Genomic DNA, 21363 nt, shown 5'->3' on the forward strand with positions numbered 1-21363 from the left:
CAGCCAAGAAAATACGCGGCCTTCTCGCGATATGACGGTCGGCTGACAGCTGACAAAATGCGAAGGAACGAAGACGACATAGGTTCAAATGGGGCGTAGCCAAGCGGTAAGGCATCGGGTTTTGATCCCGTGTACCGCAGGTTCGAATCCTGCCGCCCCAGCCATTTAATCGTCCGCGCGAGCGGACACGAACGACAGCCTGGGCGGCTGGATGAGAACCTGCCAGGTTCGACGCAGCGCGCGAAGCGCGCAAGAATCGTGACGCGCAGCGGCACGAGCCCGCGGGGTGAGGCATCGCAAGATGCCGAATAATCCTGCCGCCCCAGCCATTTAATTGTCCGCAGCGAGCGGACACGAAAGACAGCCTGAATGGCTGGATGAAATTGACGCAGCGCGCGAAGCCGCATTCACGGCAACGCGCCGCGCGACAATTAGAGCAGGGCAACGCGCTATAAGGCGCCGGCGGCTGTGCTTCATCCTCGTTTTCGTCCGCATCGCGGACCGCTCATCTTCAATTGACAGCACGGCAGCACACGCATGGCGGATTCCAGGTTGATGGTCTTTACCGGCAACGCCAATCCGGCGTTGGCCAAGGATGTGGCCGGTTACCTCAAGCTGCCGGTAGGCAAGGCGAGTGTCGGTAAGTTCTCGGATGGCGAAATCGCCGTCGAGGTCGAAGAAAACGTACGTGGACGCGATGTTTTCGTGGTCCAGTCCACCTGTCGGCCGACCAACGACAACGTCATGGAACTGCTGATGCTCATCGATGCGCTGCATCGGGCGTCGGCTGGTCGAATCACCGCCGTGATCCCGTATTTTGGCTATGCCCGTCAGGACCGGCGTCCGCGCAGTGCGCGTGTACCGATTTCGGCAAAGGTCGTAGCCAGCATGCTCGGTGCGGTCGGCACCGATCGCGTACTCACTGTCGATCTGCATGCCGACCAGATTCAGGGCTTTTTCGATATGCCCGTCGACAACGTCTATGCCTCGCCGATTCTGCTCGGCGACATCTGGCGCCAGAAAGACGAAAAGCTCATTGTGGTCTCCCCGGATGTCGGCGGTGTCGTGCGTGCACGCGCGCTGGCCAAGCGCCTTGATGACGCGGATCTCGCCATCATCGACAAGCGCCGCCCGAAGGCCAATGAAGCCAAGGTGATGAATATCATCGGCGATGTCAGCGGCAAGACCTGCATAATGGTCGACGACCTTGTCGATACCGCTGGCACGCTGTGTCAGGCAGCGGATGCACTCAAGAACCAGGGCGCGACCAAGGTCAAGGCCTACGTCACCCACGCGGTGCTTTCGGGCAAGGCGGTCGAGAACATCAGCAATTCGCGGCTCGACGAGCTGGTCGTATCCGACACCATTCCGCTATCGCCGGACGCCGCCGCCTGCGGCAAGATTCGCCAGCTGCATATTGCAGCATTGCTGGCGGAAACGATCCGCCGGGTGAGCAACGAGGAGTCCGTGTCCACGCTGTACGTGGACTAGTCGCGCGTTCGACGTCGGCGATCCCGACACGGGTCGTGCATTTGGCGTTCAAGCGCGTATACTACGCGGTCTTTTGAGACCGGTGGGCGGCGGCCCGCCAGAAAATACAACGATCGAGCGGTCGACGGGGTTTCCGGCGACCGTCCTTATTATTGGAGCGAATCGATATGGAAGCTTTCGAGCTGAATGCGGAAAAACGTACCGCGAAGGGCCGCGCCGAGAACCGTCGCCTGCGTCGTGAAGGCCGTGTGCCGGCCATCATCTACGGTGGCAACGGCGAGCCGGTGATGCTCACGCTGGAGCACAACGACCTCGACCATCATCTGGATAACGAGGCGTTCTTCTCGCACATCATCAAGATCAATGTGGCTGGCGGCGGCAGTGAAGAAGTCGTGCTGCGCGATCTGCAGCGCCACCCGGCCAAGCCGTTCATCGAGCATGCCGACTTCCTGCGCATCGTCGCCGGTGAAGCGCTGCGTATGAGCGTGCCGCTGCACTTCGTGGGCGAAGAGGAATGCCCGGGCGTGGCCGATGAGGACGGCGTTGTTCAGCACAACATGAACGACATCGAAATCGAATGTCTGCCGCGCAATCTGCCGGAATACATCGAAGTCGACTGCTCGAAGCTTCACCTGCACGATTCCGTGCACCTGAGCGAGCTCGTGCTGCCGGAAGGCGTCGAAATCGTCGAGCTGATGGGCGACGAAGAAGACCAGACCGATCGCACCGTCGTTTCGGTACAGGTGCCGCGTGCGGCGATCGAACTCGAAGCCGAAGACGAGGCGGAAGCCGAAGCGGCCGCCGAAGCCGAGGAAGGCGAAGCGGGCGAGGCCGAAGACGGCAAGTCCGAAGGCGAAGACGCGGGCGACGAGTCCGGCGAAGACGAAGACAAGTAGTCGTCTTCGCGCTCGAGCGAACGTACGGGTTGGAGCAGCGGCGTGAGTGATGCAATTCGCGCCGTTGTCGCCTTGGGCAACCCCGGCGCCGACCATGCCAGCGACCGGCACAATGTCGGTTTCTGGCTGGCTGATCGGCTCGCCGAGCGTTGGCGCGTAGCGTTCTCATCCGAGCGCAAGTTTAAGGGCGATCTGGCGCGCCGCGGTATGGGCGAAGCCAGCGTCTGGTTGCTCAAGCCGGCAACGTTCATGAATCGCAGTGGCGATGCAGTACAGCCCCTGTGCGCATTCCACAAGCTGGCGCCCGAGAGCGTACTGGTCGTTCACGATGAACTCGACCTGCCTGCGGGTACGGCACGCTTCAAGCAGTCGGGCGGCCACGGTGGCCATAATGGGCTGCGCGATATTACCCGCGTCATCGGCACCCAGTACAAGCGTCTGCGCATCGGCATCGGTCACCCGGGCGATCGCAGCCAGGTGTTGTCCTACGTGCTGGGTACGCCTTCGCCCGATGATCGAATCGAAATCGACAATGCGATCGATGCCGGTATCGACGCGCTCGAGATTGCGCTCGATAAGGGCTGGGACTACGGCGCCCAGAAGCTGAACTCGCGCAAGGCGCCCTCCGGCTAACACCCATCGCGATGCGCGCGCCTTCGCGCCGCAATCCACGCCATCAGAGGTTGTTCAAATGGCTCTTCAGGTCGGTATCGTCGGTCTGCCCAACGTGGGTAAGTCCACTCTTTTCAACGCGCTCACCGCGGCCGAGATTCCGGCCGAGAACTATCCGTTCTGTACGATCGACCCGAATGTCGGCGTGGTGAGCGTGCCGGATCCGCGGCTGGCAGCACTGGCCGGTATCGCGAATCCGGAAAAGACGCTGCCGACGGCGATCGAGTTTGTCGATATCGCCGGCCTCGTAGCGGGGGCTTCGACTGGCGAAGGCCTGGGCAACCAGTTTCTCGCCAATATCCGAGAGACCGACGCCATTCTGCACGTGGTGCGCTGTTTCGACGACGACGACGTGATGCATGTATCCGGGCGTGTCGATCCCATCGCGGATATCGAAACCATCGATACCGAGCTGGCGCTGGCCGATCTGACCACGGTCACGCGCGCGGTGGATCGCAGCGCAAAGGCTGCCAAGTCTGGCGACAAGACCGCCAAGCGCAATTTCGACCTGTTCGAGCGCGTGCGCGATCACCTGGATAGCGGCGCGCCGGTACGCGCGATGGCGCTCAGCGACGACGATCGGCTGGCGCTGCGCGAGTTGCATCTGATCACGGCTAAGCCGGCGCTGTTCGTGGCCAACGTCGACGAAGAAGGCTTCGAAAACAATCCGCTGCTCGATCGCGTATCGGAACACGCAGCGGGCCAGAATGCGCCTGTGGTGGCGGTGTGTGCCGCGCTCGAAGGCGAACTCGCCCAGCTCGACGGCGACGACAAGAACGAATTCCTCGCGGATCTCGGCCTGGAAGAGCCCGGTCTCGACCGGGTGATTCGCGCCGCCTACGAACTGCTCGGTTTACAGACGTTTTTCACCGTGGGTCCCAAGGAAGTGCGCGCATGGACGGTGCGCCGGGGTGCGACCGCGCCGCAGGCAGCCGGTGTGATTCATACCGATTTCGAACGCGGATTCATTCGCGCCGAGGTTATCGGCTACGACGACTACGTCAGCCTCAAGGGCGAAAAAGGCGCGAAGGAAGCGGGCCGACAACGCCTCGAGGGCAAGGAATACATCATGGTCGAAGGCGACGTTGTGCATTTCCGGTTCAACGTCTGAAAATTACCGGCGACGCATCGCTCGAAAGCTGGCCCGTCAAGGGTTGACATGATGCGCCGGGATGAAGAAACTACGCGGCTTTCCGGCTATGTAGCTCAGGGGTTAGAGCATCGCATTCATAATGCGAGAGTCGGTGGTTCAAATCCACCCATAGCCACCAGGCGACGTGCACCTTCGATTTCTCGGAGGTTATGAAAGGGATCCGGCGACTGCCGGATCCCTTTTTTTATGCCGGCAAGAGGCGCTGAATATCGGTATCGATCCCGATCCGACAAGCCTTTGCGACCTGATAGACTTCGACCTTTATCCAGCGTTCGATACGACGTATGGCCAATAAGTCCGACCGTAAAGACCGGAAGCCGCTCAAACTCAAGACCGGTTCCTTCGACCGCAATGCGGCGATGGCCCGTATGGGGGTAATGGCCGGCGCCTCATTTGCCGGTCATACGCTCGGTAACATGTTTCGCAGCAAGGAAGGCAAGGAACGGCGCAACCGCGAGTTCTACGTCAAGCAGGCCCAGTTTCTGGCCGACGAGTTGGGTCAGCTCAAAGGCAGCGTAATGAAGGTCGGCCAGATGTTGTCGGTCTACGGCCAGTATTTCATGCCGCCCGAGGCGATCGAGGTTCTGCGTAGCCTGCAGGACGACAGCCCGCCCGTGGCCTGGGGAGAATTACAGCCGGTCGTCGCCGAGCGTCTGGGCAAGAAGCGTCTTGCCGAGCTGGAAATCGATCCCGAGCCGATGGCAGCCGCTTCGCTCGGTCAGGTCCATCGCGCCACGCGTAAGTCGGATGGGCTCGAGCTGTGCGTGAAGATTCAGTATCCGCGCCTGGCAGATGCGATCGATAGCGATATCCGCACGCTCACCCAGATCGTGCGTCTGGCGCGACTCGTGCCCAAGGGCATGGAGCTCAATGCGATCATGGAAGAGGTGCGCGAGATGATCTACCGCGAGGTGGATTACGACCGCGAGCTGCGCATGACCCGCGAGTTCTCCACGCGCCTGGAAGGCGACGACCGGTATGTCGTGCCGCAGGTCTTTCCCGAATATTCGACCGAAACCGTGCTGGTGACCTCTTACGAGGCCGCACATCATGTTCAGAGCGAGACGGTTCAGAATCTCGACCAGCCGCGCCGCGATGCACTCGGTAAGAGTGCGTTGGATCTGTTCTTTCGCGAGTTCTTCGTCTGGGGCATCGTGCAGACGGACCCGCACTTCGGTAATTACAAGATCCGCCTGCGAGACGAGGGTCCGGACCAGATGGTGCTGCTGGATTTCGGCGCCACGCGCGAGTTCGCACCGCGCTTTCTCGGCTCTTACTACGATGTCGTGACAGGCGCGTTCGAGAAAGACGCCAAGCGTTTGATCGACGGCGCAATCGGCATCAATCTGTTACGGCGCGATTCGCCCCAACATGTGTTCGACGCGTTCGCCAAGGTCGGCATGCTCATGATCGAGCCGTTTTCCGACGATGCGCCCGATGAGCTGACCACGCCGGATGGCGCTTATCGTTGGGGCGAATCCGATTTGCCGTTCCGGGTTTCCCGTGCGGTATCGGACGCTGCGATCTCGCGCTGGTTCCGGATTCCGCCGCGCGAGATCGTGTTCCTGCATCGACGCATGGGCGGCGTGTTCGTGCTGCTGGCCGTACTCGACGCCGAGATCGACGCACGCGATATGCTGGCAAGCTATCTTTACCGCGAAACAGAAGTCGATCCGGAGCGTGCCGGCTGATATGCCATCTTTACGCGCCGAGATTCATCCAAAGGAAACGCATAAATGAAGTTCGAGGAAACCTTCGATTTCGACCACTCGGTCGAAACGGTGATGAATATGTTCACCGACGAGACTTATTTTCTGGCCAAGTACGAGCGCATGGGCGGTCGCAAACCCGAGCTCGTGAACTGCGACAAGAAGGATGATCATTTTTCGATCACCGTGCGTCACGCGCTTGATGCCAGCAAACTCTCGTTTCCCGAGATCATTCAAAAGCGCATCGGCGATCGCCTCATGCTGCGTCAGACCGATGCCTGGGATATTCCGCGCCAGAGCGGCCGGATTGATATCGATATCGAAAAAACGCCCGTTGATATCAAGATCGATATGCGTCTGACCGACGACTCCGGTAAGGCACGCCTGAAGCTGGCCTTTGATATCGATGCCCAGGTGCCGTTGCTCGGTTCCAAGATCGAGAAAGCGATCGCCGGGCCGATTACGCAACGCTTCAAGCACGATATGAAGATTTCCAACAAGATGGCCGGCGATTATGCCGCGTCGTAATTCATGAGCGACGAGCCCCGATCCAAACATGACAGCGGGCACGACGAACGTCGGCCGCCGACACTGTGGCAGAGCTGGATGAGCGTGCTCGCTGCATTCTTTGGCGTGCAGTCGAGCGAGAACCGCGAGCGCGACTTCACCCGCGGCAAGGCCAGCCATTTCATCCTGCTAGGGGTCGTTGCGACTGTGCTGCTCGTTGTGTTGCTCGTCGGCCTCGTGAAGCTCGCGACCTCCGTCGCGTGATCGAGCACTTCGTTTGTAAAGCAGGCGTCAGCGCTTGTCGTGCTGAGCGGCCAGACGTTTGAAGCGGTAAAGCAGCTCCAGGGCTTCGCGCGGGGTGAGTTCGTCGCAGTCGAGTTCGGCCAGTGCCTCGTGTATTGGATCGGGTTCGACTTGTGTCTTCTCGGCCGGCGCGGGCTCGAACAGGCCAAGCTGCGGACCGGATTGTTCGCGTGACTGGGCTTCCAGTTCGGCCAAGTGCTTTTCAGCCTGGCGTATCACCACACGCGGCACGCCGGCAAGCGAGGCGACCTGCAGCCCGAAACTGCGCGAGGCCGGCCCCGGACGAATGGCGTGCAGAAACACGAGTTTCTGTTCGCCGCCGCTGTTGTAGTCGGCCACCTCGAAATGCGCATTCCGGCTGGCTGGCCAATCCTCGGCCAGTTGGGTCAACTCGAAATAATGGGTCGCGAACAACGTATAGGCGCGGTTATGGCGTGCGAGGCGTTCAGCGACTGCGCGCGCCAGTGCCAGGCCATCGTAAGTCGACGTGCCACGCCCGATTTCGTCGAGCAGCACCAGCGATCGTTCGGTGGCGTGGTGGAGAATCTGTGCGGTCTCGCTCATTTCCACCATGAACGTGGATTGACCCGCAGATAGATCGTCGCCAGCGCCGATGCGCGTGAAGATACGATCGAGCGGGCCGATGGTTGCTGCCTCTGCCGGCACGAAACTGCCGATATGGGTAAGCAGCACGATCAGCGCGGTCTGGCGCATATAGGTCGATTTGCCGCCCATATTGGGCCCGGTGATCAACAGCAGCCGGCAATCGTCATCGAGCTGCGTGTCGTTGGCCACGAACGGCGTGTCGGAAAAATGCTCGACTACGGGATGGCGCCCGCCGGTGATATGCACGCCGGGCGTGTCGGTCAGCGTCGGCGCGATCCAGTGATAGTCGAGCGCGCAGCGCGACAGTGCACACAGCACATCGAGACTGGCCAGGCCCGCTGCGATCGCCTGCAATTTCGGCAGATAGGCGGCCAGGCTTTCCACGAGCTCTGTATAGAGCGCTTTTTCCCGGGCGAGCGCGCGTTCGCGCGCCGACAATACCTGGTCCTCGAACTTTTTGAGTTCGGGCGTGATATAGCGCTCGACCGCCTTGAGCGTCTGGCGGCGCTGGTAATCGATGGGCGCCGCATCGGCATGCACGCGCCCCATTTCGATGTAATAGCCGTGCACGCGGTTGTAGCCGACCTTGAGTGTATCCACGCCGGTGCGTTCGCGTTCGCGCAGTTCCAGATCGGCCAGATAGCCGTCGGCGTTGGCCGAGAGATCGCGCAACTCGTCGAGCGTTTCGTCGTAGCCAGCGGCGATCACGCCGCCGTCACGAACGACGACCGGCGGCTCGGCGACCACGGCACGCTCGAGCAGCGCTCGTACCTCGTCGGCTGGGTCGATCTGTTCGTGCAGTGCCGCCAGCAGCGGCGCGTCGAGATCGGCCAGGGTGCGGCGGACCGCCGGCAGGGCAGTGAGCGCGCGGTTCAGTCCCGACAGATCGCGCGGGCGCGCCGAGGCGAGCGCGATACGGGTGGCGATACGCTCGACATCCGGTATCTCCTTGAGCCGCTCGCTCAGCCCGGCATGACTGCCCGACAGCAGCGTTTCGATCGCCAGATGGCGATGGCGCAGGATATCGAAATTGCGCAGTGGTTCGGCCAGCCAGCGGCGCAAGGCGCGTGCACCCATCGGCGTGGCACAGCGATCCAACAAGCCGACCAGGCTGTGGCGGGTATCTCCAGAGGCGCTGCGTTCGATCTCCAGATTGCGCCGTGTGGATGCGTCGAGCACGAGCGTGTCGGTGACCGCATAGGTGCGCAGGCTCTTGATATGCGAAAGGGCGGCTTGCTGGGTCGCCTCGACATAGTCGATGAGCGCGCCGGCTGCCGCGATCGCACGCGGCAGATCGGCACAGCCAAACGCATCCAGCTGGGCCACTTCGAAGAAGCCTTCCAGGCGCCGGCGTGCGCTGATCGCATCGAACAGCCAGCTCGGTCGACGTGTCAGGGCGATGCCCTCAACCGGGAGTTCTAACGTGGATTGTTCACTGACCACGATTTCGGCCGGATCCAGGCGCGCAAGTTCAGCGGCCAAGGCGGTTTCATCGGCCACTTCGGTCACCGCGAAATCGCCGCGCGCCAGTTCGAGTACCGCGATACCGATCGCGCGCTTGGCGGGCGCGATCGCCACGATCAGATTGGCGCGCCGTGCATCCAGCAGGGCGTCGTCGGTCACGGTACCGGGCGTGACCACGCGAACCACTTCGCGCTTGACCGGGCCTTTGCTTGCGCCCGGGGCCTCGAGCTGCTCGCAGATCGCGATCGATTCGCCCTTCGCGATCAGGCGGGCCAGATATTGCTCGGCGGCGTGATAGGGCACGCCGGCCATCGGAATCGAGCGTCCGGCGGATTCGCCGCGGGCAGTAAGTGTGATATCGAGCAGCTCGGCGGCGCGGTGGGCATCGTCGAAGAACAGCTCGTAGAAATCGCCCATGCGGTAGAACAACAGCATGTGCGGATAATCCGCCTTGATGCCGAGATATTGACGCATCATCGGGGTATGCGCGGCGTACTCGTGCGCTGTGCCGTCGGTGCGCGATTCGGTGCTGGGGCGTGCGCTCATGAAGCAGTCTGTATCCGTGAACAAGCAGGGCAACGGCCCGATTGGCCGCAGCCCGCAATTGTAGACGCCCGACAGATTGCTCGCAGAATGAGCGATTGCATGACCCGGGACAGCGGCGCGATGCGGACTGCCCGAACGGGGCGGTTCGCGCTCAAGGTCGCGCTTGAGTCGCCGTTTCAGCCGCGCTTTTATTTATTTGTCGATACCGGCGTGTGTCCGCAAATCGGGACTAGTTTTAGGCATAATAGCGCCATGACCGTAACTTACGACGCTCACCATTCGATCGCATCGCTCGTCGATCAGCTTGCGACGCTTCTGCCCGGCCGCGGCGAGACCTTGGCTACGTCCGAATCCTGTACGGGTGGCATGATCGCGGCCGCGTGTACCGATCGGGCCGGCAGTTCTGAATGGTTCGAGCGCGGTTTCGTCACGTATTCCAACGCCGCCAAACGCGACAGCCTGGGCGTCGATGCCGAATTGCTCGAACGCTACGGCGCGGTCAGCGAGGCCGTGGTTGCCGCCATGCTCGAGGGCACGCTCTCGCATAGTCTGGCCGACTGGGCCATTGCGGTATCCGGCGTTGCCGGGCCGGGCGGGGGCAGTGACGACAAACCGGTGGGTACCGTATTCATTGGCTGGATGGAGCGGGACCGGGCGCCCGAGGTGATCCGCTATCAATTCGAGGGTACGCGCGACGAAGTACGCTGCCAGAGCGTGGTCGCGGCTCTTGTCGGTTTGCGCGAACGTGCCGACGCCGGCTGATCGCGCGCGGCAATTGATTGACTAGCGGCGCATGATCGAAGGGGCCAGCCGAACGTCGGGCGTGCAGCGTCTGTTCTTCGCGCTGATGCCGCCGGCCGATGTCGCCCGCCGGATTGCGGCGCAGGCCGATACGCTGGAGATAGACGGTCGACCTGGCGACACAGCGCGGCTGCATCTCACGCTGGCGTTTCTGGGTAAGGTCGAGTCCCATACCTTGGATGACCTTTTCGATACGGCTGCTCGTATCGACTTGCCCAGGTTCACGCTGGTGCTTGATCGCCTTGGTCTGTTCAGGCGCGCCAGGATTGCGTGGTTCGGACCGTCTCAGGTATCGCCGGTATTGCTGGACTTGGCAACAAAGCTGGATAAAAATACAGCTCGAGCCATTGAGAAGCACGCTATCGGCCGCATGTCACTATCAGGCGCAAGATCGACTCGGTAGGCTCGGGCGCGATCGAACCCATCGAGTGGCCGGTTCGGGATTTTTCGCTGGTTGTTAGCGGCGAAAACGGCCACGCTGGCGCCTATCGCGAACTGCGCCGCTGGCCTCTTTCCTAGCCGACCGGTTATGAAATAATGGCTGCGCGCCGGTCATGGCAGTATCGCCTAGGACGAATAGGGCGATCGTATCTACGAACGACAAAGCGACGATAATTATGGACGAAGATCGTAAAAAAGCACTGGCAGCCGCACTGAGCCAGATCGAGCGCCAGTTCGGCAAAGGCTCGGTCATGCGCATGGGCGATCAGGACACGAGCAATATTCCGTCCATTTCCAGCGGTTCGCTCACCCTGGATATCGCGCTGGGCATTGGCGGTTATCCGCGCGGCCGCGTGATCGAAATCTACGGCCCGGAATCGTCGGGCAAGACCACGCTCACCCTGCAAGCAATTGCCGAATGCCAGAAGGCTGGCGGCACAGCGGCGTTCATCGACGCCGAGCATGCGCTCGACCCGACCTATGCCGAAGCCTTGGGCGTAGATATCGAGAACCTGTTGATTTCCCAGCCGGACACCGGCGAGCAAGCGCTTGAAATCGCCGATATGCTCGTGCGTTCGGCTGCGGTCGATATCGTGGTCATCGACTCGGTAGCCGCGCTCACGCCCAAGGCCGAAATCGAAGGTGAGATGGGTGATTCGCATGTCGGCCTGCAGGCGCGTCTAATGAGCCAGGCGCTGCGCAAGCTCACCGCCAACATCAAGCGCACCGGCACCACGGTGATGTTCATCAACCAGATCCGTATGAAGATCGGTGTGATGTTCGGCAGCCCCGAGACGACCACCGGCGGTAACGCGCTGAAGTTCTATGCCTCGGTTCGTCTGGATATTCGCCGTATCGGCGCGATCAAGAAGGGCGATGAAGTCATCGGCAACGAAACCCGCGTGAAAGTCGTCAAGAACAAGATGGCGCCGCCGTTTCGCAAGGCCGAATTCGAAATTCTCTATGGCGAAGGCAGCTCGCGCGAAGGCGAGATCATCGACTTGGGCGTGGCCAACAACCTGATCGAAAAGGCCGGCTCCTGGTATTCCTATAACGGCGACCGTGTCGGCCAGGGCAAGGACAACGCCCGCAATTTCCTCAAGGACAACCCGGAAATCGCTCAGCAGCTGGAAGATTCGCTGCGCGAAAAATTGCTGGCGCCCAAGCGCAAGAAGAAAGACGAACAGCCCGAGGCCGAGGCCGCTGAAGGCGCGGCGTCGGACGACTTGCTGGGCGCCGCACAAGGTGGCAAGAACAGCTAGCCCCGCATTGGCTTGCGCCGTTTTGAAGCGATGATGCAGCAGGACGAGGAGCCGCTCGATCCGCAGGCCGAGCGGCTGGCGATTCGAAAACGGGCCATGGATATGCTCGCGCGCCGCGAGCATGCGCCGGCCGCGCTGGCGGACAAGCTTGCCAAGCGAGATCACGACCGTGAACAGATTTCGTCAGTCCTCGACGAACTTATCGCGAAGGGCTGTTGTCGCAGACCCGCTATGCGGATGCCATGGTCGCGTCGCGCGCGGCCCGCGGCGTGGGCCCGGTGCGTATTCGCGCCGAGCTGGCGGCCGTGCAAATCGACGACGCCGCGATAGAGCGAGCCCTCGCTGAAACCGAAACGGACTGGAAGGCGCTGGCCGAAGCCGTGCGGGCCAAGCGTTTCGGTGTCGAGCAGCCCGAAGATTTCCCCGCCAAAGCCAAACAGATGCGTTTCCTGCAGCGCCGAGGCTTCGATATGGATATGCTCAATGCAGCCTTCGACGACTGATTCGACCTAGGGCGCATGACCGGTTGGCCCGCTCGAAGAGCGCGGCGCCCGGCAACTGTCCGCACAGATTTTTCTCGACGCCAAGCCTGCGTTCTATACGCTGGCGTGAATACCCTCGATTGGATCGGCCAGCGCGGATCCAGTTCACTCGTCGGTTGATTGGTCCCGTTCGAGCTTTCGTCTTAGGAGATACGAGATGAAGATAACCGCCGAAATCTGTGTTATTCCGATGGGGGTGGGCGTATCGGTGTCTGGCTTTATCGCGGCGTGCCAGCCCATACTCGAAGAAGCCGGCCTCAACCCGATCGTGCACGCCTATGGCACCAATGTAGAAGGTGAGTGGGACGACGTGTTTGCGGCGTTCAAGCAATGCCATCAGACCATCCATGATCTGGGCGCGCCGCGTGTATTCACCACGATCAAGCTGGGCAGCCGCAGCGACCGCGATCAAACCAATCAAGACAAGCTCGATAGCGTACGCGCGCAGCGATGATTGACCATGCCGGTGCCGGTAGGGCAGGCCGAAAGGCTCTGCTAAACTAGCTCGCTATTTGCTCCCAGCTGACTTTGTAAGAGGCGCCTGCCCATGATGTCCACCAACGCGTTGCGTGCGCGTTTCGTCGAATATTTCGAACGGCACAAGCATCGATTCGTCGCCTCGAGCAGCCTGGTCCCCGCGTCGGACCCAACCCTGCTGTTCACCAATGCCGGCATGGTCCCGTTCAAGGATGTGTTTCTCGGCGGCGACAAGCGCGATTACAGCCGCGCGGTGTCGTCGCAGCGCTGTGTGCGTGCTGGCGGCAAGCATAACGACCTTGAAAACGTCGGCTATACCGCGCGCCACCACACCTTCTTCGAGATGCTGGGTAACTTCAGTTTCGGGGATTACTTCAAGCGCGACGCCATTCATTTCGCCTGGGAATTTCTCACCGTCGAGCTCGGCCTGCCCAAGGACAAACTTTGGGTCACGGTCTACGAGGAAGATGAAGAAGCCGAGCGTATCTGGCTCGACGAGATCGGCGTGTCGGAAAACACGTTCTCGCGTATCGGTGCCAAGGACAACTTCTGGCAGATGGGCGATACCGGCCCCTGTGGCCCGTGTTCCGAAATCTTTTACGATCATGGCGATCACATTGCCGGCGGCCCGCCCGGCACGCCGGAAGAGGACGGCGATCGGTTCGTTGAGATCTGGAATCTCGTGTTCATGCAGTACGACCGCCAGCCCGATGGCACGATGGTCGATCTGCCCCGGCCCTCGATCGATACCGGCATGGGCCTCGAGCGGATCGCTGCGGTCATGCAGGGTACGCACGACAACTACGGGATCGATGTTTTCCAGACGTTGATCGCCGCCGCCGCGGACGCGGTAGGCATTGATGCTGCCAAGGCCGAACCGGCCCAGCAGTCCTCGCTCAAGGTCGTAGCCGATCATATCCGAGCGACTGCGTTTCTGATCACCGATGGCGTGATGCCGTCCAACGAAGGCCGCGGCTATGTGCTGCGCCGGATCATGCGGCGCGCGATTCGCCACGGCCACAAGCTGGGCGCGACCGGCACGTTCTTCTACAAACTGGTCGGCCCGCTGGTCGAACTCATGGGCGAAGCGTTCCCCGAACTGGCCGATTCCAAAGCCCAGATCGAGCGCGTGGTCGAACAGGAAGAGCAGCGCTTCGCGCTCACGCTCGCTCAGGGCCTGCGTATTCTCGAGGATGCGATCGGCGCCATGAGCGGCACGGAGATTCCGGGCGAGACGGTTTTCAAGCTCTATGACACCTACGGTTTTCCGGTCGACCTCACCAACGATGTCGCTCGCGAGCGCGGCCTGACACTCGATACGCGCGGTTTCGATGCCGAAATGTCGGCCCAGCGCGAACGCGCCCGTGCGGCCAGTCAGTTCGGTGCCGACTATCACGCCAAGATCGACGTACAGTCGCCGACCGAATTCATCGGCTATACCCAAACCCGGGGCAGCGGCCGGGTCGTGAGCCTGGTACAGGATGAACAGCCGGTCGATCGCCTGTCAAGCAGGCGACGAGGGCGTGCTGGTGCTCGATTGCACGCCGTTCTACGGTGAATCCGGCGGGCAGTTGGGCGACCGAGGCACAATCGATGCCGACGATGCGCGATTCATTGTGACCGACACCCAGAAGCAGAACGGCGTGTTTCTGCACTTCGGGCAAGTCGAATCCGGCGAATTCGTCGCCGGCGCGGCGGTCGATGCGGTGGTCGATACCGACCGTCGGCAGGCGATCGAGCTCAACCATACGGCCACCCATTTGTTGCATGCGGCCTTGCGTGAAACGCTGGGTACCCATGTGCGTCAGAAAGGTTCGATGGTTGCGCCCGATCGGTTGCGTTTCGACTTTGCCCACTTCGAATCGGTGACGCCGGAGACGCTCGCCGATATCGAAGCGCAAGTGAATGCGCGCGTACGCGAGAATATCCAAGGCCAGTTCTATACTCGCAGCTATGACGACGCGATCGCCGAAGGCGCGCTCGCGTTCTTTGGCGAAAAGTATGGCGATGAGGTGCGTGTCGTGCGCTTCGGTGACTATTCGGTCGAGCTGTGCGGCGGCACTCATGTGCCGGCCAGCGGCGCAATCGGTCTGGTCAAGATCACCGAAGAACGGGGTGTGGCCGCAGGCGTGCGACGTCTGGAGGCGGTGACCGGCGCGCATGCGCTCAAATGGGTACAGGACACGATGGCCCGCGAAATTCGTGTGGCATCGCGTCTAAAGGCCGCGCCGGCAGAAGTCGAAGACAAGCTCGATCGCATGCTCGAACGCGTCGCTGGGCTGGAAAAACAGCTCGATCAGGCCAACCAGAAGCTGGCTGCCAGCCAGGGTGATGATCTGGCCGACGCCGCGCGTGAGATAGGTGGTGCGCAGGTCGTGGTCCGGCGCATGGACGGTGCCGATCGCAAGGTGTTGCGCGATACGGTCGATGCGCTCAAGAACAAGCTCGACAATGCCGTGGTCGTACTCGGCGCGGCCACCGACGGCAAGGTCGCGCTGATTGCCGGCGTGAACAAGAGCCAAAACAAGGCGCTGCCGGCGGGCGATCTGGTCAACTTCGTCGCCGAGCAGGTTGGCGGCAAAGGCGGCGGTCGACCCGACATGGCCCAGGCGGGCGGCAGCGACGCCGGCAAGCTCGATGACGCACTGGAAAGCGTTTACGGTTGGATCGAGCAGCGACTCGGGTAAGCTGACTCGTATCAAGGTTCAAGACAGGCGCGATTGCGCGTACGACAAGGAAAGCGATATTCCATGGCACTGATTGTCCAGAAATACGGCGGCTCATCCGTCGGCTCGGTCGAAAAGATCAAGCGCATTGCCCAGAAAATCAAAGGCTATCGCGACAACGGCGACCAGGTCGTCGTTGTGGTATCGGCGATGGGCGGCGAAACCGATCGCCTGCAGGGGCTGGCCGAAGAACTCGAAGGGCGCCCGGTTGCGCGCGAAATGGACGTACTGCTCTCCACCGGCGAGCAGGTCACCATCTCGCTGTTGTCGATGGCGCTGCGTCACGCCGGCGTATCGGCCCGCTCGTTCACGGGTTGGCAGGTGCCGATCATCTCGGACGATTCGCATTCCAAGGCGCGTATCCAGAAGATCGAACCCGACAACCTGCGCAGCGCCCTCGACGATGGTGATGTCGCAGTGGTCGCCGGCTTCCAGGGGATTACCGAAAGCAACGAGATATCGACGCTTGGCCGCGGCGGTTCGGACACCACGGCTGTAGCGCTGGCCGCCGCGTTGGGCGCGGATGAGTGCCAGATCTATACCGACGTCGACGGCGTGTATACGACCGATCCCCGCGTGGTAGCCGGCGCACGCCGTCTCGAGCAGATCACGTTTGAAGAAATGCTGGAAATGGCCAGTCTGGGTTCGAAAGTCCTACAGATTCGGGCAGTCGAGTTCGCCGGCAAGTACGGCGTACCCCTGCGCGTTCTGTCGACCTTCGACGACGGCCCCGGCACGCTCATTACATTGGAGAAACAAGTGGAAGAACCGATCATCTCCGGCATCGCCTTCACGAAGGACGAAGCCCAGCTCACCGTGCTTGGCGTGCCCGACAAGCCCGGCATTGCCTACTCGCTGCTTGGCCCGATCGGCGAAGCCAATATCGAAGTCGACATGATTCTGCAGAACGTGTCGGGCGACTCGTCCAGCGACTACACGCTTACCGATTTCACCTTCACCGTGCATACGCGCGATTTCGATGCCGCCAAGGAGCTGCTCGAGAAAGCGGCCAAGGATCTGGGCGCCCGCGAAGTGTCCGGTCAGGCCGGTATCGCCAAGGTATCGCTCGTAGGCGTGGGCATGCGCTCGCATGCGAATGTCGCTGCGCGTATGTTCAAGGCGCTGGCCAGCGAAGGCATCAACCTGCGCATGATCTCCACCACCGAGATCAAGATCTCGATCGTGATCGAGACCAAGTATCTGGAGCTGGCGGTGCGTGCGCTGCACGACGAATTCGAGCTCGACGAAGAGCCGCAGAAGGTCGAAAGCGAGCTTACACCGAGCGCGGAACAGGCCTGATCACGCTTCCGTGCTGATCTTTGAACGTCGCGCCGGTGAGCGTCTGCAAATCGGCGACGAAATCGAAGTACGAGTGCTGGATACCGACGGCGAACGCGTGCGTATCGCCGTCGAGGCGCCGCGCGACGTTCGTGTCGAAAGCGTAGACGACGCGCTTGAGACCGGCGAATCGACAATCGACACGAAATGAAGTGAAACAAGGGGTTTACCCGCAGGGCTTAGCCGGGTATTATTCGCGGCCTTGAACGAATGAGAGTTCGTTTTCGCAAGGCCGCTACTCCGGTAAGTCGGTTTGTCGAACAGCCGACGCAAACGGCTTTTTAGAACGGCGATTGCGTTTCGCAGGACAACGATTTTAGGAGAGGTGGCCGAGTGGCTGAAGGCGCTCCCCTGCTAAGGGAGTAAGGGGTTTATAGCCCCTTCGAGGGTTCGAATCCCTCCCTCTCCGCCATGACAATCAGTCAAGGGCCCGTAGCTCAGTTGGATAGAGCGTGCGGCTACGAACCGCAAGGTCGGGAGTTCGAATCTTCCCGGGCCCGCCATGCAAAAAGGCTTCCCAGAGATGGGAAGCCGTTTTTATTTGCAACGACTCAATTCGAACTCCCGACAGATAACAAGAGAGTTCGACAACCGCGCGCAGCGCGGTTGAACGGGGCGGCGCCAGCCGCACCGGCCCCGAAGGGGTGACCGCGCAGCGGCGAATATAATCTTCCCGGGCCCGCCATGCAAGAAAGGCTTCCCAGAGATGGGAAGCCTTTTTTATTTGCAACGACTCAATTCGAACTCCCGACAGACAACAAGAGAGTTCGACAACCGCCCCCCAGCGCTGTTGAACGGTTTAGGGCAGGGCGCACCGGCTGCGAAGTACGAGCAGCGAACAATCGTGTCAGGCGGTTGCCGCCAGATTTCTTCGCTGGCGATGCGGGACACTTTGTGCCTTAGCCGACCCTTGATGACGCTTTGCCCGGCGAGGCGTTTTGTACGCGTATCTCGGCGAATCGCGTATTCGCAAAAGCGCTGTCTGGCGCAGGTGCCGTTCGAGCATGGGATTAGACAAGGTCATCGTATTGGCGGTCGGCGGGTTGTTATGAGCTCTTAAAGTCGTAATAAATGGTTTTTACCCATGACTTGCGCGGGCGCTTACGGTAACGTCCGAGTAACAATTCCAATACATACCGGCCGTGTCGGCGCGGTTCGCAGGGGGAGATCATGGCGTATACACGGTGGCGTGCGGGCTGGGCGATCGTTGTCATGGCACTGGTCGGGTTGGTCGGTTGCGGAGACGACGATGCGTCGATCAATCTGTCGGTGGACGGCCAGAACGGCGGCCAGAACGGCGGCGACGAGGGGGGCACGCCCCCGGCATCGACGCTGTTGTACTGTCAGGATGACGCGCCGGCGCTCGACGCGGGGCGCGTCGACACGGTGACACAGTCGACCGATATCGATGGACAGACCATCGATGTGGCGATGACGCTGTATACGCCGGCGCTGGAAGAGGGAGAGTGCGCGCCGCTGATCGTGCACAGCCACGGCTTTGGCGGTAGCCGTATCACCAACCTCGACGATGTCGCTGACGATTCCAACGCATCTGATGTCGCGACGCGCAATGCATGGCAATCGGGTTATTTCGTGGTCAGTTTCGACCAGCGCGGCTTCGGCGAAACCGGCGGCAGCGTGAAGGTCGAAAATCCCGATTTCGAAGGCCGCGACACCCGTGCGGTCATCGACCACGCAATTGAGCAGTTTGAGGGCCATCTGGCGTATCGCCGGGGCGAACCTGTCATCGGCGCGCTCGGGCTATCCTACGGGGGCGGCTTCCAGCTCGTGGGCGCGGGGGTCGATCCGCGAATCGATGCCATCGTGCCGGCGGCCACCTGGTATGACCTGACCTACAGCCTGGCGCCGAACGACACGCCCAAGACCGTCTGGCTCGACCTGCTGGTGCTGCTCGGTGTGGTCGGGGCCGAGGGTGCACTTGATCCTTTCCTATACGAGGGCTTTCTTCAGGCACAGTTCGGCAATATCTCGGACGATATTCTCACCGAGGTCCGGGGCAACGGCCTGAATGCGTTCTGTGAAGGCTTGCGGCCGAGCGAGGGCGTACCCCGCGTCGATGCGTTTTTCGTGCAGGGCGTGAACGACACGCATGTTCAACATGAACGAGGCCGTGCGTAACGCGAGCTGTCTGCGGGCCGCCGGCAACGATGTGCGCCTGCTCGTGCAGCGAACCGGCCATATCCTGCCGCTGTTCCAGGCCGTACAGGGGGCGTTCGGCTTCGACCTGGATCCGCGCGTGGTCTGCGGCAACGCCACGTACGATACCTCAGAGCGCATGCTCAGTTTTCTAGACGAAAAACTGCGGGGCATCGAAGCCCGGCCGCCGGTGGATCAAAACTGTTTCGTACAGGACGACAGCCACGGCATCGTCACCGATGACATCCCGGTCGGCGGGCAACGCTACACCATACCCGCGACCACCCTATCGACCGGGCCGGTCATCGAAACCGTGGTCAGTGTTCTTCAGGGCCTGCAGATCAACGGGAGCCCGCTGTTGCCAACGGTTCTCGAGTCACTGGGCATGACGGTGACCAACCTGCTGGATACGCTCGAAGCCTTGCTGACCAACCCCGGCGATCTGGGTGGCGTACTCACCGACGAGGTACTTCAGTTATTACCACCTGAGCTGCTCAACGAACTGACGGCGCCGTCGCGCGAGCTGTTCCTGTTTACCGCCGAGCAGCCCACGACGCTGGCCGGTATTCCGATGGCCGATCTTCAGGTCGACAGTCTGGCCGATGACGCGATCGTATTCGTCGGGCTCGGGCTCAAGCGGCAGGGCGAAACCCGGATCGACCTGATTAATACGCAGATCGCGCCGTTGCGCGGGCACGACGAGGGTGTCTACCAACAGCCGCTCGTGGGTGTGTCGACCCATCTGAACCCGGGCGATGAGGTTTATCTCATGGTTTACGGGTTCCATAACCAGTATTTTCTGAGTTTCAATCGGCTGCCACGCGTGGTGACGCTATCCGGCGGTGTTGAACTGCCGCTGCTGCCCGCCGGCTCGTCCCGGCGCGAAAGGCGTCAATCGCCGTAGCGCGGGCGAAAAGAGAAAGGCTCGGCCCATTATGCAGGCCCGAGCCTCATGACGGGCGGGCGTAACCCGACTGTGCTAGGCGTGGTCCTGCGACGCGATGGCGCCGTTCGCCTCGGCGCAATGCGCGCAGCAATAGACATGGCCGGCGGCCCCCATGCCGTGGCCGAGTATGCGACAGCCACAGCCCTGGCAGGTCGGCGCGATCACGTTGGCCGCGCATTCGATCGAGTCGAAGGTGTACCGGCGGCCGCCCGCCGTTTCGACGGTGAACGCCTTGTCGTAGTCGTTTCCGCAACAGTCACAGCTTGGCATGAGAAACCTCGCATCGCGCGAAATGAAATACTGAAATTCAACGGTAGCAGGTGCGAGGCCGGCTGCGGGATCGGGATAAACCCCTAGAGCGTGTCGTCACGAGATAGGACGACGCATTGCCCGCGCGGGTGTCAGGCACGATGCGTGCCGCCGAGTGTGGCCGACCGTGGTCAAGGCCGCCCGGCGCGGGCAACCCTCAAAGAAATAATCAGGCGCCGATGGCCAAGCCCCGGCAATCCGACGTTGTTGTTGCTTTACGGACTCGCTTACGTGGCATGGTGATGGGCACACGCGCGATGCCTCGCCTGGCCGATGCTTGTTGATCCGTGCGCCGTCTTATCTCATGACGACACGCCTTGGAACGCGCCGCCACGGCGGCCGCTCAGAGCGCCGGCGCGACGCCTGGTCGACGTGCCTTGTAGCGTGCGGCGAAGAACACGCCCGCCATGGCGAGCCCGGCCAGATCGCCGCCGTAGTACATCAGTTCCGCCGCGAACCGGCGCTGCTCGAGCGCGGCGCCCGATTCGAGCGGGTAACCGTGCAGATACATGTATTTCGACAAGGCGCCGTGTAGCGCCATCGCGAAGAAGAACACGAGGAGGCGCAGGCGAGGCCCGGGCCGATGGGGCGCGGGGTCGGGCCCGACGATCGCCCAAACGAACAGACAGCCGGCCAGTAGAAAATGCAGGTGGAGTACGGCGCCGAGCCACGACGTATCGTGCATGAGTCCGTACAGCGGGGTGAGATAGAGCAGGAACATGGCGCCGATATCCAGCACGGCGGCGGTGATCGGATGCGCGAGCAGCCGCACGGGCGCGCTGGCCAGCCAACGCACCAGGGCGCGTGCCGGTCGCTGGGGCAGTGTACGTAGCGCGAGCGTAACCGGTGCGGCCATCACCAGACCGATCGGCGCATACATGCCTAGCATCAGATGCTGAATCATATGCCCTTCGATAGACGCATGGCCGTAATGCATCAGTGGCGGGCTGAGCGCGACCAGTGCCAGGGCGGCGCCCAGCAGGGGAGTGCACCCTTCGTTCTGTAAATTGGCCTGAG

General features: G+C 61.6%; 20 protein-coding genes, 4 tRNA genes and 1 pseudogene. 22 read left to right on the forward strand and 3 right to left on the reverse strand.

The window, feature by feature from the left end; all coding sequences use genetic code 11:
- Nucleotides 1-89: 89 nt before the first annotated feature.
- The 9 genes from SSPSH_RS06050 to SSPSH_RS06090 all read left to right on the forward strand — a co-directional run bounded on the left by SSPSH_RS06050 (nt 90) and on the right by SSPSH_RS06090 (nt 6692).
- Nucleotides 90-164, forward strand: a tRNA-Gln gene (locus tag SSPSH_RS06050).
- Nucleotides 165-537: 373 nt separating this feature from the next.
- Nucleotides 538-1491 carry a ribose-phosphate diphosphokinase gene (locus tag SSPSH_RS06055; protein ID WP_006915087.1) on the forward strand — a complete coding sequence of 318 codons (954 nt, stop codon included), beginning with the start codon at nt 538-540 and terminating at the stop codon, nt 1489-1491.
- A gap of 167 nt (nt 1492-1658) precedes the next feature.
- A complete protein-coding gene (locus tag SSPSH_RS06060) occupies nt 1659-2387 on the forward strand; it encodes a 50S ribosomal protein L25/general stress protein Ctc (protein ID WP_006915088.1) in 729 nt (242 codons plus the stop codon).
- Between the two features lie 42 nt (nt 2388-2429).
- Complete coding sequence (gene pth / locus SSPSH_RS06065) at nt 2430-3020, forward strand: aminoacyl-tRNA hydrolase (protein ID WP_006915089.1); 591 nt, start codon at nt 2430-2432, stop codon at nt 3018-3020.
- A gap of 58 nt (nt 3021-3078) precedes the next feature.
- On the forward strand, nt 3079-4170 hold the full coding sequence (gene ychF, locus SSPSH_RS06070) for a redox-regulated ATPase YchF (RefSeq protein ID WP_006915090.1): 1092 nt from the start codon (nt 3079-3081) through the stop codon (nt 4168-4170).
- Between the two features lie 84 nt (nt 4171-4254).
- Nucleotides 4255-4330 (forward strand) — tRNA-Met (locus SSPSH_RS06075).
- 166 nt (nt 4331-4496) lie between these two features.
- Complete coding sequence (locus SSPSH_RS06080; protein ID WP_006915091.1) at nt 4497-5903, forward strand: ABC1 kinase family protein; 1407 nt, start codon at nt 4497-4499, stop codon at nt 5901-5903.
- A 45-nt stretch (nt 5904-5948) separates the two neighbouring features.
- A complete protein-coding gene (locus tag SSPSH_RS06085; protein ID WP_006915092.1) occupies nt 5949-6449 on the forward strand; it encodes a DUF2505 domain-containing protein in 501 nt (166 codons plus the stop codon).
- Nucleotides 6450-6452: 3 nt separating this feature from the next.
- The gene (locus SSPSH_RS06090) at nt 6453-6692 is read left to right on the forward strand and encodes a DUF2970 domain-containing protein (RefSeq protein WP_006915093.1); all 240 of its coding nucleotides are present in this window, start codon (nt 6453-6455) and stop codon (nt 6690-6692) included.
- Nucleotides 6693-6719: 27 nt separating this feature from the next.
- Here SSPSH_RS06090 and mutS read toward each other — a convergent pair whose 3' ends face one another.
- Nucleotides 6720-9347, reverse strand: coding sequence for a DNA mismatch repair protein MutS (gene mutS, locus SSPSH_RS06095; protein ID WP_006915094.1), 2628 nt, complete (start codon nt 9345-9347; stop codon nt 6720-6722).
- A gap of 252 nt (nt 9348-9599) precedes the next feature.
- Between mutS and SSPSH_RS06100 the strand changes: the two genes are divergently transcribed.
- The 13 genes and pseudogenes from SSPSH_RS06100 (at nt 9600) to SSPSH_RS17815 (ending at nt 19995) form a co-directional block, all read left to right on the forward strand.
- Complete coding sequence (locus SSPSH_RS06100) at nt 9600-10109, forward strand: CinA family protein (RefSeq protein ID WP_006915095.1); 510 nt, start codon at nt 9600-9602, stop codon at nt 10107-10109.
- 31 nt (nt 10110-10140) lie between these two features.
- Nucleotides 10141-10551, forward strand: coding sequence for a 2'-5' RNA ligase family protein (locus SSPSH_RS06105; RefSeq protein WP_021031490.1), 411 nt, complete (start codon nt 10141-10143; stop codon nt 10549-10551).
- Between the two features lie 214 nt (nt 10552-10765).
- Nucleotides 10766-11851, forward strand: a complete 1086-nt coding sequence (recA, locus tag SSPSH_RS06110) for a recombinase RecA (RefSeq protein WP_006915097.1) — start codon at nt 10766-10768, stop codon at nt 11849-11851.
- Between the two features lie 33 nt (nt 11852-11884).
- Nucleotides 11885-12181: a hypothetical protein gene (locus tag SSPSH_RS19840; protein ID WP_420852595.1), complete on the forward strand. Its 297-nt coding sequence runs from the start codon at nt 11885-11887 to the stop codon at nt 12179-12181.
- Nucleotides 12067-12354 carry a regulatory protein RecX gene (locus tag SSPSH_RS06115; protein ID WP_051339764.1) on the forward strand — a complete coding sequence of 96 codons (288 nt, stop codon included), beginning with the start codon at nt 12067-12069 and terminating at the stop codon, nt 12352-12354. The genes SSPSH_RS19840 and SSPSH_RS06115 overlap by 115 nt, the downstream gene beginning before the upstream one ends.
- A gap of 196 nt (nt 12355-12550) precedes the next feature.
- Nucleotides 12551-12847 carry an MTH1187 family thiamine-binding protein gene (locus tag SSPSH_RS06120; protein WP_006915099.1) on the forward strand — a complete coding sequence of 99 codons (297 nt, stop codon included), beginning with the start codon at nt 12551-12553 and terminating at the stop codon, nt 12845-12847.
- 93 nt (nt 12848-12940) lie between these two features.
- Nucleotides 12941-15557, forward strand: a pseudogene (alaS, locus tag SSPSH_RS06125) (alanine--tRNA ligase).
- Nucleotides 15558-15620: 63 nt separating this feature from the next.
- Nucleotides 15621-16895, forward strand: a complete 1275-nt coding sequence (locus SSPSH_RS06130; RefSeq protein ID WP_006915101.1) for an aspartate kinase — start codon at nt 15621-15623, stop codon at nt 16893-16895.
- Nucleotides 16896-16905: 10 nt separating this feature from the next.
- Nucleotides 16906-17085, forward strand: coding sequence for a carbon storage regulator (locus SSPSH_RS06135; RefSeq protein WP_006915102.1), 180 nt, complete (start codon nt 16906-16908; stop codon nt 17083-17085).
- Nucleotides 17086-17253: 168 nt separating this feature from the next.
- Nucleotides 17254-17346 (forward strand) — tRNA-Ser (locus SSPSH_RS06140).
- Between the two features lie 14 nt (nt 17347-17360).
- A tRNA-Arg gene (locus SSPSH_RS06145) sits at nt 17361-17437 on the forward strand.
- Nucleotides 17438-18104: 667 nt separating this feature from the next.
- The gene (locus SSPSH_RS17810) at nt 18105-19073 is read left to right on the forward strand and encodes an alpha/beta hydrolase (RefSeq protein WP_006915103.1); all 969 of its coding nucleotides are present in this window, start codon (nt 18105-18107) and stop codon (nt 19071-19073) included.
- The gene (locus tag SSPSH_RS17815) at nt 19045-19995 is read left to right on the forward strand and encodes a hypothetical protein (protein WP_006915104.1); all 951 of its coding nucleotides are present in this window, start codon (nt 19045-19047) and stop codon (nt 19993-19995) included. The genes SSPSH_RS17810 and SSPSH_RS17815 overlap by 29 nt, the downstream gene beginning before the upstream one ends.
- Before the next feature lie 75 nt (nt 19996-20070).
- Here the strand turns inward: SSPSH_RS17815 and SSPSH_RS06155 are convergent, their stop codons facing one another.
- Together SSPSH_RS06155 and SSPSH_RS06160 are read right to left on the reverse strand one after the other, a co-directional pair.
- Nucleotides 20071-20307 (reverse strand): hypothetical protein, encoded by a 237-nt coding sequence (locus SSPSH_RS06155; protein ID WP_021031494.1) that lies wholly within the window; start codon nt 20305-20307, stop codon nt 20071-20073.
- Nucleotides 20308-20689: 382 nt separating this feature from the next.
- Nucleotides 20690-21363 (reverse strand): cytochrome c oxidase assembly protein (locus tag SSPSH_RS06160; RefSeq protein WP_006915106.1); only part of this gene is annotated, 674 nt, incomplete at its 5' end.

The sequence above is a fragment of the Salinisphaera shabanensis E1L3A genome, assembly GCF_000215955.2.
In the GTDB taxonomy this organism is placed as follows: Bacteria; Pseudomonadota; Gammaproteobacteria; order Nevskiales; family Salinisphaeraceae; genus Salinisphaera; species Salinisphaera shabanensis.

Excerpts from the sequence above, each read along its gene's own strand:
- SSPSH_RS06100 (WP_006915095.1), top strand. The coding sequence starts at position 9,600 with ATGACCGTAACTTACGACGCTCACCATTCGATCGCATCGCTCGTCGAT.
- SSPSH_RS06155 (WP_021031494.1), bottom strand. The coding sequence starts at position 20,307 with ATGCCAAGCTGTGACTGTTGCGGAAACGACTACGACAAGGCGTTCACC.
- recA (WP_006915097.1), top strand. The coding sequence starts at position 10,766 with ATGGACGAAGATCGTAAAAAAGCACTGGCAGCCGCACTGAGCCAGATC.
- SSPSH_RS17815 (WP_006915104.1), top strand. The coding sequence starts at position 19,045 with ATGTTCAACATGAACGAGGCCGTGCGTAACGCGAGCTGTCTGCGGGCC.
- SSPSH_RS06085 (WP_006915092.1), top strand. The coding sequence starts at position 5,949 with ATGAAGTTCGAGGAAACCTTCGATTTCGACCACTCGGTCGAAACGGTG.
- mutS (WP_006915094.1), bottom strand. The coding sequence starts at position 9,347 with ATGAGCGCACGCCCCAGCACCGAATCGCGCACCGACGGCACAGCGCAC.
- SSPSH_RS19840 (WP_420852595.1), top strand. The coding sequence starts at position 11,885 with ATGCAGCAGGACGAGGAGCCGCTCGATCCGCAGGCCGAGCGGCTGGCG.
- SSPSH_RS06090 (WP_006915093.1), top strand. The coding sequence starts at position 6,453 with ATGAGCGACGAGCCCCGATCCAAACATGACAGCGGGCACGACGAACGT.
- SSPSH_RS06105 (WP_021031490.1), top strand. The coding sequence starts at position 10,141 with ATGATCGAAGGGGCCAGCCGAACGTCGGGCGTGCAGCGTCTGTTCTTC.
- SSPSH_RS06080 (WP_006915091.1), top strand. The coding sequence starts at position 4,497 with ATGGCCAATAAGTCCGACCGTAAAGACCGGAAGCCGCTCAAACTCAAG.
- SSPSH_RS06130 (WP_006915101.1), top strand. The coding sequence starts at position 15,621 with ATGGCACTGATTGTCCAGAAATACGGCGGCTCATCCGTCGGCTCGGTC.
- SSPSH_RS06120 (WP_006915099.1), top strand. The coding sequence starts at position 12,551 with ATGAAGATAACCGCCGAAATCTGTGTTATTCCGATGGGGGTGGGCGTA.
- SSPSH_RS17810 (WP_006915103.1), top strand. The coding sequence starts at position 18,105 with ATGGCGTATACACGGTGGCGTGCGGGCTGGGCGATCGTTGTCATGGCA.
- ychF (WP_006915090.1), top strand. The coding sequence starts at position 3,079 with ATGGCTCTTCAGGTCGGTATCGTCGGTCTGCCCAACGTGGGTAAGTCC.
- SSPSH_RS06055 (WP_006915087.1), top strand. The coding sequence starts at position 538 with ATGGCGGATTCCAGGTTGATGGTCTTTACCGGCAACGCCAATCCGGCG.
- SSPSH_RS06060 (WP_006915088.1), top strand. The coding sequence starts at position 1,659 with ATGGAAGCTTTCGAGCTGAATGCGGAAAAACGTACCGCGAAGGGCCGC.